This window comes from Chamaesiphon sp. VAR_69_metabat_338 (genome assembly GCF_031423935.1).
In the GTDB taxonomy this organism is placed as follows: domain Bacteria; phylum Cyanobacteriota; class Cyanobacteriia; order Cyanobacteriales; family Chamaesiphonaceae; genus Chamaesiphon.
Map to the genome: position 1 here is coordinate 1 of NZ_JANPGM010000625.1, position 10,647 is coordinate 10,647.

9 protein-coding genes are annotated in these 10,647 nt (G+C 49.1%); 4 read left to right on the forward strand and 5 right to left on the reverse strand.

The features are described 5' to 3' along the window. Window positions 1-940 (forward strand): DNA polymerase (locus tag RMO84_RS17285; RefSeq protein WP_310489674.1); only part of this gene is annotated, 940 nt, incomplete at its 5' end. Between the two features lie 878 nt (window positions 941-1,818). Then, entirely contained in the window at window positions 1,819-2,232 is a 414-nt protein-coding gene (gene tnpA, locus RMO84_RS17290; protein ID WP_310489675.1) for an IS200/IS605 family transposase, read from the forward strand. Window positions 2,233-2,264: 32 nt separating this feature from the next. On the opposite strand, the gene RMO84_RS17295 is transcribed toward tnpA, so the two are convergent. The 3 genes from RMO84_RS17295 to RMO84_RS17305 form a co-directional block, all read right to left on the reverse strand. Next, window positions 2,265-3,536: a hypothetical protein gene (locus RMO84_RS17295; RefSeq protein WP_310489676.1), complete on the reverse strand. Its 1,272-nt coding sequence runs from the start codon at window positions 3,534-3,536 to the stop codon at window positions 2,265-2,267. Window positions 3,537-3,590: 54 nt separating this feature from the next. Then, window positions 3,591-4,868 carry a serine--tRNA ligase gene (gene serS / locus RMO84_RS17300; protein ID WP_310489677.1) on the reverse strand — a complete coding sequence of 426 codons (1,278 nt, stop codon included), beginning with the start codon at window positions 4,866-4,868 and terminating at the stop codon, window positions 3,591-3,593. A 156-nt stretch (window positions 4,869-5,024) separates the two neighbouring features. After that, complete coding sequence (locus RMO84_RS17305; RefSeq protein ID WP_310489678.1) at window positions 5,025-5,174, reverse strand: hypothetical protein; 150 nt, start codon at window positions 5,172-5,174, stop codon at window positions 5,025-5,027. A gap of 486 nt (window positions 5,175-5,660) precedes the next feature. Between RMO84_RS17305 and RMO84_RS17310 the strand changes: the two genes are divergently transcribed. Both RMO84_RS17310 and RMO84_RS17315 read left to right on the forward strand, forming a co-directional pair. Beyond that, a complete protein-coding gene (locus RMO84_RS17310; RefSeq protein WP_310489679.1) occupies window positions 5,661-6,647 on the forward strand; it encodes a class I SAM-dependent methyltransferase in 987 nt (328 codons plus the stop codon). A gap of 217 nt (window positions 6,648-6,864) precedes the next feature. Further along, window positions 6,865-8,016 carry a DegT/DnrJ/EryC1/StrS family aminotransferase gene (locus RMO84_RS17315; protein WP_310489680.1) on the forward strand — a complete coding sequence of 384 codons (1,152 nt, stop codon included), beginning with the start codon at window positions 6,865-6,867 and terminating at the stop codon, window positions 8,014-8,016. 359 nt (window positions 8,017-8,375) lie between these two features. Here the strand turns inward: RMO84_RS17315 and RMO84_RS17320 are convergent, their stop codons facing one another. Next, window positions 8,376-8,705 carry a protein tyrosine phosphatase gene (locus RMO84_RS17320; protein WP_310489681.1) on the reverse strand — a complete coding sequence of 110 codons (330 nt, stop codon included), beginning with the start codon at window positions 8,703-8,705 and terminating at the stop codon, window positions 8,376-8,378. 38 nt (window positions 8,706-8,743) lie between these two features. After that, window positions 8,744-10,324, reverse strand: coding sequence for an MFS transporter (locus tag RMO84_RS17325; RefSeq protein WP_310489682.1), 1,581 nt, complete (start codon window positions 10,322-10,324; stop codon window positions 8,744-8,746). Window positions 10,325-10,647 lie beyond the last annotated feature (323 nt).

Sequence of the window (10,647 nt, forward strand, 5' to 3'; positions counted from 1 at the left end):
CACTTTCTCCAAACTTAAATCTACCTACGTCGATGCGCTACCCGCTCTAATACACCCCAAAACAGGCAGAGTTCACACCGATTTCAATCAAGCCGTTACCGTCACGGGGCGACTATCATCATCCAATCCCAACCTCCAAAATATCCCCATTCGTACTGAATTTAGTCGCCAAATTCGACGCGCATTTATTCCCGCTCCAGGTTGGATACTCGCCGCAGTTGATTACTCCCAAATCGAACTCCGCATTCTTGCCCACCTTAGTCAAGAACCCGTTTTAATAACTGCTTACAACCAAAACGAAGACATTCATACCGTCACCGCCAAACTATTGTTTGAAAGCGATACCGTCACCAGCGAACAACGCCGCATGGGTAAGATCATCAACTTCGGCGTAGTTTATGGCATGGGTGCGGCAAGATTTGGGCGAGAAACGGGCATCAAAGCCAGCGAAGCCAAAATCTTCATCGATAAGTTTTACGATCGCTATCCAGGCATTTTTGACTACTTAGAGCGGGTAAAACGGGAAGCGATCGCCCTCGGATATGTGGAAACTGTTTGCGGACGGCGGCGGTATTTCCGATTTGAAAGTGGTAAATTGCGCGGCTTAAAAGGTAGCGATTCTAACTCGATCGATCTGGATAATATCGGTAATCTCGGACAAGTAGATGCGGGACATTTACGCGCTGCGGCGAATGCACCGATTCAGGGTTCGAGTGCAGATATTATTAAGTTAGCGATGATCCACATCGATAAGTTATTGGCGCAATATCAAGCGAAGATGTTGTTGCAAGTTCATGATGAATTGGTGTTAGAAATTCCCCAGGATGAGTGGGCGGAGTTGCAGCCGAAGATTAAGGCGACGATGGAGGGGGCGATCGATCTGAGTGTGCCGATGGTGGCGGAGATTGGCAGTGGGGCAAATTGGATGGATGCGAAGTAATACCAAGACAAACTTGACATGTCTAAAACAGCTTTTGCTTTTATCTCTATAATCAAGCTAATTGCTGCATTTATAATTCTTTTATTTCCATGAAATCCAGAACTATTGATATTTAAATACCGTTATGGATCTGTAGGGGCGGGTTTATGCAAATAACCATCGATCGATTCTAGAAATCTCAAACAAACCCGCCCATCCCCACTAGCATTCACAGATTGTTCATCGGGATGCATGGGTGATAACATGCAATTCGTTATTTGTCGGGGAGGGCGGGTTTGAATGGAATATTTAGTACGATCGATATGGATAGCATAAACCCGCCCCTACAGATCTTGGATGATTTTTATCGATTTAAATTCAATTTGGATAATGATAATTTGTTTTGGTTTTGTCGATCGACTTAGATCCGATCGGGTGTGGGTGATTGGTGCGATCCACATCCGCGCTGAAATGGAATTTCGCGCTCATAGCCAAAGTTATCTGAAGATAACTGCCGGAGAGATCTTTCGTTCGTGCCAACGAACTTATGCTCTTAGCCCCAAATTCATTTGAGGGCTTCCAATGAGGACTAAATTCCAGGTTTAGAGAATGGCAATCGATTTAGATTCGATCGAATTTAGATCATTGGTGCGATCCACATCCGCGCTGAAATGGAATTTCGCGCTCATAGCCAAAGTTATCTGAAGATAACTGCCGGAGAGATCTTTAGTTCGTGCCAACGAACTTACGCTCTTAGCCCCAAATTCATTTGAGGGCTTCAACCGATGACTAAATTCTAAGAGCTACAAGGAAGATTACCTACGCTAGAATCGCAAATTCGATCGCATGTGTTAACAGCCCATCCAATCCAGGGCATATTAACAAAAAACGCCAATATTATGCCACTTTGGAGACTATTTTATCATCTAGTTTGGGCAACACACGATCGACAACCGTTAATCAGTCCAGCCCACGAACAAATATTGTATCCACATATCAAAGGAAAAGTAGATTTTCTAGAATGCCAATTACATGCAATCGGGGGAATTGAAGACCATATCCATCTAATTGTTTCCATTCCGCCCAAATTATCGATATCTAATTTTGCTAAACAAATCAAAGGTAGCAGCGCACGTTATTTAAATCAAGAGTTGGCAAATGATAATTACAAATTTGCTTGGCAACATGAATATGCCGTGTTTTCCTTGGGCGAACAAAGATTAGCCTGGGCGATCGCTTATGTGGAAAATCAAAAAGAACACCATGCAACAGGTGAATTCATTAAAATACTCGAACAAACTGAGCCGATTTAGTATTTGATAGATAAAATAATGGTGCGGCTGAATCACTTACTCAGTTGTCGCCAACTGCGATTTGGGAGTGACTTGAGCAAGAAAAATATATAAAACCCGATCGATACAAACAAGCAGACATTCCCTAATTGACTATAAGTATTGACGATCTGGGCATCGCTCCACCCCATCGAACTAAGATTATTCATATCGCCACCAGCATCGCCTTGTCCGCCTAACATTGTCCCCCACGGAATTTCGGCGGCTCCAGTTTTAATATTGTGCCACATGCTAAAACTCGCAGTGAAGGTATATGTTGCAAATAATAAGAACAGATATCGCCAAAAATCCCAGCGGAATTTGTCGGGCAAAGGGAAATAAAAGCACACTATGAGTAAAGTACTCAGATAAAATTCGCCACCTACGCCACCAAAGGAAATTAATGTATCGTAAGTGTGCTCTGGCATCAGCCAAGTCATATAAAACTGAACGATCGCGATAACTACAGCCATTACCATCGCCGATTTTTTTTGCTCGCGCCAGCCCGATCGGAATAAGATTAACATTAATAACAAGACGCAAATATAGACGATCGGCGATCGATCTTCGCTAATATTCGTCCAGCCAAAAGGTAACGGTGTCGCCGCATGTCCGGCTAGCCAAGCGACGGTTGCATGTCCGAATTCATGAATCCAAATCTGGATGCCGATGAGCAAGAATCTGGGGAAAACTAATATTTGTGCCAAAATGGCGATCGCAAAGGCGATCGGCAAGGCAGCGCGATTGATGTAGCGATTATCGAATGAATAGGGATCGGTATCGGCATCTTTAATCTTTTCATCGAGCTGAAATTTTTGTTTCCAGCCGATGCTTTTACCACGCAGTTCATAGATGACAACGGTTTTAATTCCAACCGGATCTAAAACTTGCAAACATTGGATAATTTGCTTGGCAATCTGTGGTTTAATAGCACCAGATCGACTTTTTAATTTGACTTGTAGCTCTCGATCGACGATTTTGGTTGTTGCTGCGATTTGGTGCGATCGTAATAATCGATCGAGCGTTTCGCTAATTTGCTGGCTAGGTAGATCGATTTCTGTCGCAGTAATAACCGCCGCATCGCGTTCTAATGTCTCATCTCGGCACTGGTGATAAGCGGCAGTCAGGAGGGCGATTTCGCTTTTTCTCCCCTCTTTAACTAGTGCCATCCGCTGCTTGCCAAAAGCCGCATCGATTTCCTCGATCGAAACTCCAGGCTCGACGTTTAACATTTGATAGTATTCTAAATTCATCACGATCGGGCGAATATAGCGACTGATGGGCATTGAGATTAGTATGCCCATTTTGCCAATTCACCAATCGCGATCGGCGCGATCTTTTTACAATACCGCTCGACCGAGATAAGCTTGCAATACTTCTGGAATCGCGATCGAGCCGTCGGGTTGCTGATAATTTTCTAGAATAGCCGCCATCGTTCTCCCGATCGCTAGTCCCGAACCATTGAGAGTATGGACGAATTGCGTGCCTTTTTTGCCAGTTTCTTTGAACCGAAGATCGCCACGTCGCGATTGGAAATCGAGGAAGTTGGAACAACTAGAGATTTCCCGATATTTACCAGCCGAAGGCAGCCAGACTTCTAAGTCATAGCATTTAGCCGCGCTAAAGCCGATATCGCCAGTACACAGTGCCAAAACTCGATAGGGGAGTTTGAGGGCTTGGAGGATGGCTTCAACATCGCGCACGAGAGCTTCGTGCTCCTGTGCGGAGGTGTCGGGATGGACGAATTTGACTAGCTCGACTTTGTTGAACTGGTGGAGTCGGATCAAGCCGCGCGTATCGCGTCCCGCGCTGCCTGCTTCGCGGCGAAAGCAAGGAGTATAGGCACAGTGGTAAATTGGGAGTCGATCGCTAGTGAGGATCTGTTCGCGATAGAGATTGGTAACGGGGACTTCGGCGGTGGGAATCAACCACAGATCGTCATCGGCACATTTGAAGCCATCTTCGGCAAATTTGGGCAGTTGTCCGGTAGCCGTCATCGAGGCACTATTGACGAGCAGCGGCGGACTGACTTCCGTATAGCCAGCCGCAATCTGACGATCGAGCATGAAGCTGATCAAGGCACGTTCGAGAGCCGCACCCGCACCAATCAGCGTGACAAAGCGGCTCTGGGCGAGTTTGGCACTACTCTCAAAATTTAAGATCCCTAACTTTTCGCCAATTTCCCAGTGGGGCAAAATTTGGGGATTAGTGGGGATATATTCATCGCCCCACTTCCGCAGCTCGACATTTTCAGCCTCGGTTCGACCGATCGGAGTAGTGTCGCTGGGGAGGTTGGGTAGTTGTAGAATTAACGTCTGAATCTGGGCTTTGAGTTCGCGTTCGGCGGGTTCGAGTTCGGCGAGCTGGGCTTTGACAGTATTGCCTTCGTCTTTAAGGGTTTGAATTTCGGCAGCATCGGGATTGCCCGCGCGCATTTTCTCGCCGACGAGTTTACCAATTTCATTACTGCGCGCTTGCAATTGACTGCGATTCAGTTCGAGTTCGCGCTGTTGGCGATCGAGCGCGAGAATTGGTTGGAGATCGTAAGTACCCGCTCGGAGATCGAGTTTTGTTTGGACTAATTCTGGCTGTTCTCGAATCTGTCTAATGTCCAGCACCGCTTTTTCTCTACATCTAGATCTACTTCGCTCAATAATAGCTCAGATTTATGGGACATCTGCACGGGGCAAATTGGGCGGTCGGCTCTTAAACCTGTATCAAATCTATCTAGACATGGGTAACAGTAGCTCAAATGTTTGGATAGAATCGGTAATTTATCTCAATTTATTAATGTTCGCCAGATGATATTTGTGGCGATCCATCCACTCATCATGGTGGCCGAGTTTGATATTTCCATTACTCGATCTTTCAGGGAACGGCAAAGATCGCCAAAACCGCACGCAATATCGCGCACTCGCAGGCAATTTTATCGATCGATTTAGTCGGTAGCGCAGAGCGATTTTACAAGATCGCTGCGGTCTAGATCTACTGGTATGTTAACTAACATGCCAAATTGCTTAGTGACGAGAGATCCTGGTAAAGAAAGAATCTACAGACCGGTTTTAGAGCGCATCCTGCTGGCCTTGGATTAGTGACTGGTGGGGCAATGGTAGATTCGATTGTCAAGCGGATTCAGCTAATTAGCTGAAAACTTGCTCGGTGGACAATCGGATTTTCAGTCTCGATCGAGCAGTGACAAGATAACATTATTTTTTTAGAGTATGATTAAATACAAAGATACGATACTCGATCGCTCCTCAAAACCCCCAATACCGCATCTTCCTTTCAGTTTTCAGGATCGTTTTTCAGAGGTTATGTTCGAGCATCAGTCACTTAAATCTAAGTAGCTACCAAGTTCTGTAAATTTTACTAAAGACTGCGATCGAAAGCAGATCCAATTGAGTCGGAATATGCTCGAATCAACCACTGCACCCCGCTCGATGCTCTCTGAATATCTGGCACCTGATGCGCGCATCGATACTGCCGATCGAGTATTGCCGCCCGAACTACAGGCAACAATGGGGAACTGCCCATTGCCAGCTATTCCCGCCAGTCCGATCGCGGGTTGGAGTCCCGGGATGCTAGCAAATGCCAGCTTCTTCGGCGATCCCGAATTTGGGTTGAAATATTTCCAGCTAGAAAATAGTAGTGCGGCATTCGGGCGACGGTGGCAAGCCGCGATTCGGCAGGGCCGACGCTGCGCGAACGGTAATTGGGATGGCAAAATTGTTATCGATGTCGGTTGCGGCCCTGGGAATCTCTATGCCGCAGTCGGTGGTACGCCCCGATCGCTCTTGGGGATCGATATCAGTCATGGAGCATTAGTACACGCGCAGCAGCTCGGTTATACGCCGTTACTCGCCGATGCGCACGATCTACCGCTGCGCGATGGGTGTGCGGATATCGTCACGCTCAATGCCGTCTTACATCATTGCGATGATATGGCGAGGGTACTAGCAGAAGCCGCTCGGCTAGTGCGTCCTGGCGGCTTGTTAATTACCGATGAAGATCCATTGGTCAATACCGTCTCGTATCGCGGGCTAGCATGGTTAGTCACCAAGGCTAGAGAGCGATTTCCGCTGTATTGGTTGCCTGGGCGAGCCGCAGTTTACAAAACTCCCTACGAACAAGCTTGGCGACAGGCTACCGAAATTCACAATTCCAAACCGGGCGATGGGGTGACACCAGCACTGTATCTCGATACTTTAGAACCGTTAGGTTTTTCGGTCGAACTGTATCCGCACCATCATAATGTTGGGGCTGAGTTATTTTGTGGCGACCCTGGTAGATTGGGTTTCAAAGATCGATCGATCCAACTACTCGCTAGGGAAAATGCCCCGCCCCCGCCCCAATCGATCGCCTGTATCGCTCGCAAACACCTAGCATCGCTAAATTAGATCTGACTGCTCGCGCTAAAAATTCCTCACTCGATGGAACGTCAACCGATCGATTGGCGTCTCCACAAAGAAGATCGCACTCAATGAGCTTAACTGGCAGGCGAAATTATACTTCGATCGCCAGTTAGTGGTAAATTGGGTCGATTGAGTCGATCGCGATCGAAAGCGGTGGACTATTCCGAGCCAAATTAATTGAAAATTCACGGTGATTAACGTTGTGAGTAACATCCCCCCTCTGGACCTCAAACGGCAGTATCAAGCGATCGGTGCCGATGTCAGTGCAGCGGTATTGGAAGTTTTAGCCTCAGGTGCTTATATTGGCGGCGCGACCGTCCAAAACTTCGAGCAGCAATTTGCCACCTATGTCGGCACGCAAGCATGTGTCGGTTGCAACTCTGGGACAGATGCGCTGTACCTAGCACTCAGAGCGATGAAAATCGGCCCAGGGGATGAAGTAATCACCACGCCCTTTACTTTTATCGCCACAGCAGAAACGATTAGTGCCGTGGGTGCCAAACCCGTCTTTGTCGATATCGATCTGGCGACTTTCAATCTCGATCTCGATCTCTTGGCAGCAGCCATTACACCGCGTACTAAGGCAATTATGCCCGTACATTTATTTGGCAATCCGATCGATATGAGCAAGCTGATGGCGATCGCCAAGCAGCATAACTTAATCGTCATCGAAGACTGCGCCCAAGCCACAGGTGCCACATGGAACGGTAAGCTTGTCGGCAGTATCGGCCACTTCGGCTGTTTTAGTTTCTTCCCCACCAAAAATCTCGGTGCTTGTGGCGATGGCGGCGCAATTACCCTCAACGATCCCGCACTCGCTGACGATCTGCGGATGTACCGCGAGCATGGCAGCCGTCAGCGATATTATCACGAAGCGATCGGCGTCAATAGTCGGCTCGATGCCATTCAAGCGGCAGTATTGCAAGTCAAACTCCAGCATCTCGATAGTTGGAACCAGCACCGCGCCGCCGTTGCCACTCGCTACCACGAATTACTCGCCAATATTCCCGATATTATTACGCCACAAGCCACGCCCGGTGGTGAATCCGCCTGGAATCAGTACACGATCCGAGTCATCGCACAGCCCGGAGCAGATCCTGCCGCTCGTCGCGATAAAGTCCGCGCCAGCCTCCAATCCGCAGGCGTAATCTCGATGATCTACTATCCCCTCCCCCTACATTTACAAGCCGTCTATCAGGATCTCGGTTATCCCGCTGGCAGCTTCCCCCACACCGAACGCGTCAGTCATGAGGTCTTATCGTTGCCGATGTTCCCCGAAATCACTTTTGAGGAACAGCAACGCGTAGTTTACGCGCTTAAGGATGCGATCGAGAGTACCAGTCACTCGGACTAACTAAATCAAACATCATTACGAGCCGCGATCGATTATCGTCAATTCTAAGTCGTAGGGTGGGCAAATGCCCACGGACAATCTTATCCGAAGCGATAACTTCGGATTGATGCTCAATTTCAATAATGTGAGTTCGGGTTAAGTAAAATTGATTTGCTCCGATCGAGCACCGCCCTGAACTAGAAGTGTCTCGTTCCGAGAGGCTACGCCAACGGGCTAATAGCAGAAGTTCGTTTCAACGAACTAATTAATTTAGTAGTTCTCTTCAGAGAACTTTCGCTATTAGCCCCAAATTCATTTGAGGGCGGTGCTGGAACGAAGCTAGGAGTCCTCGATTCCCCATTGACACAACCACAAGTTACTCAGCCTAAATACTCCGCAAGACGGGATTCCAAAATTTCGATTAATTCGGGATCCATGTATTGATAGTCATCGCTAATATGTAAAACCACGATCGATTTATCCGTAATTAAGTCAGGATAATTGCGTTTAAGGATCGCCGCGTGACGTTTTTCCATCACAAAAATGCGATCGGCCCAATTAATTAGCCCAGGGGTAATTTTAATCCGCGCGCTGTCTGATGTCCCAGCGGATTTGGCTACGTATCGATCGCGATCGGCAAACAAAGCGGCAGCAGTCGGACTGCGCCATTGATTGCGACTACAAACAAATAATAACTGTTCGCGATACATAGAGAGTTAGGAGTGATGCGCTAGCCGTAACATCATAACTAATGCCGCTGCGATCGATCGTCTAGAAACAGAGCCGAGATCGCGGCACTAGCGATCGCCAATCCCGCTGCCAGCCACATCACCCAGCGAAAACCAGCTACAAATGCTAACGCGATCGCCGATCGCAAAGCTGTGCTGGTGCTGTCACTCAAGCCAGGTGGCAGTTTGGCTGCTGCCAAATTGATGCGCTGGTTATCGAGAAACTGGCGGGCGGGTAGGGGCAAATCGAGGGAGACGAGGCTGCGGTCTAAACTAGCATTAAAGACATTAGTCAGGACGATACCAAACACGGCGATCGCCAGCAATCCCGCCACCCGTGCCACGGCATTATTAATTCCCGAAGCCGCACCCGTATAGCGGATCGGTACCGCCCCCATCACTGTCGTCGTCAGCGGTGCGACGGTCATCGCCATCCCCAGTCCCAGCACGAGGACGGCGGGGAAAAATGTCGTCCAATAACTGCCACCGCTGCTGGGTACAGTCATCAAACCCAGTCCGAAAGCGGCGATCGTCGGGCCGATAATTAGCGGCAGGCGCGCACCAACCCGATCGACTAAACCACCCGACCACCGCGACAACAAAAACATCAAGATCGGAAACGGGACTAGGGCGGCACCCGCTGCGGTAGGCGCGTAATGCTGCACTTGAATCAAATTGAAGGGCAGGAAAAATAAGGCACCTCCCAGCGCGGCATAGAGTAAGAAAGTGAGCAGATTGGTACCGCTAAAGGTACGTGAAGCAAACAGTTTGAGCGGTACCATCGGTGCGGCTAGCTGCGATTCGACGCGGATAAATAGACCCACACAGATCGTCCCGATCGCCAGCGCACTCCAGACGCGGATAGCCCCAAAGCCCCGACTGGATGATTCAATTAGTCCGTAAACGATCCCACCCAAACCGACTACCGCCAATACTGCTCCCAGCCAATCTAATCGTGACGATGCCTCTGGATCGCGGCTTTCGGGTACTTGCCACAGGCTCGCACCCAGGACGATCGCCGCCAACGGCACATTGATAAAAAATAGCCAGTGCCAAGAGGCCCGTTCGACGATCCAGCCGCCTAACACCGGCCCGATCGCGGAGGTTATTGCCGTAAAGCCCGACCAAATCCCGATCGCACTCCCGCGTCGCTCTGGAGGGAATGTCGCCCCGATAATTGCCAAACTGCCAGGGATGAGCAAGGCACCGCCGATACCTTGGAGCGATCGCGCCCAAATCAGTTGCCAGACAGTGGGCGATAAGCCACACCAGACTGATGCCAGGGTAAATAAAGTCACGCCGATGGTAAAAATGCGTCGCCGCCCAAAGAGGTCGCCCAAGGCACCGCCGACGAGAATTAAGGCCGCAACAAACAGGGCGTAGGACTCGACGACCCACTGCACATCCGTAGCCGTTGCACTGAGTTCCGTTTGCAGCGTGGGCAAAGCCACATTGACGATCGTGCTATCGATCGAGGCCATGCTGGAGCCGAGAATTGTCGCTAGTAACACCCACCGTTGGACACTCATTGGATCGGACGTCATACAAGGCTGAGAGTGAATTGCACCCTCATCATAGGGCTGCTTGACAATCTTCGTCATGAGGCGGTGAGAACAGATTACGATCGTGCAACTGTGTCGCGATCGACAGATCCAGAAATCCTAAATCCTATTTAATTTATCAGACTATTGTAGGGTGTGTTGTCTTGTCTTGACGCGCTGTCTTGTCTCGCTGTCTTGACCCAAACACATGCGGAGGGAACCTCCGCGTGATTTGGGTCGCTAAACCCTCGGCAGCGGCGCAATGTGGGCGGGTGTCCCGCCCATACAATTGCGACAAGACAAAGCCGTAGACGAGCGAAGCGAGGCGTGTCGTTCGCGTAGCGTCTCGAAGAGAAGACGGAGCGCGAGCCGCTTAACTTGGA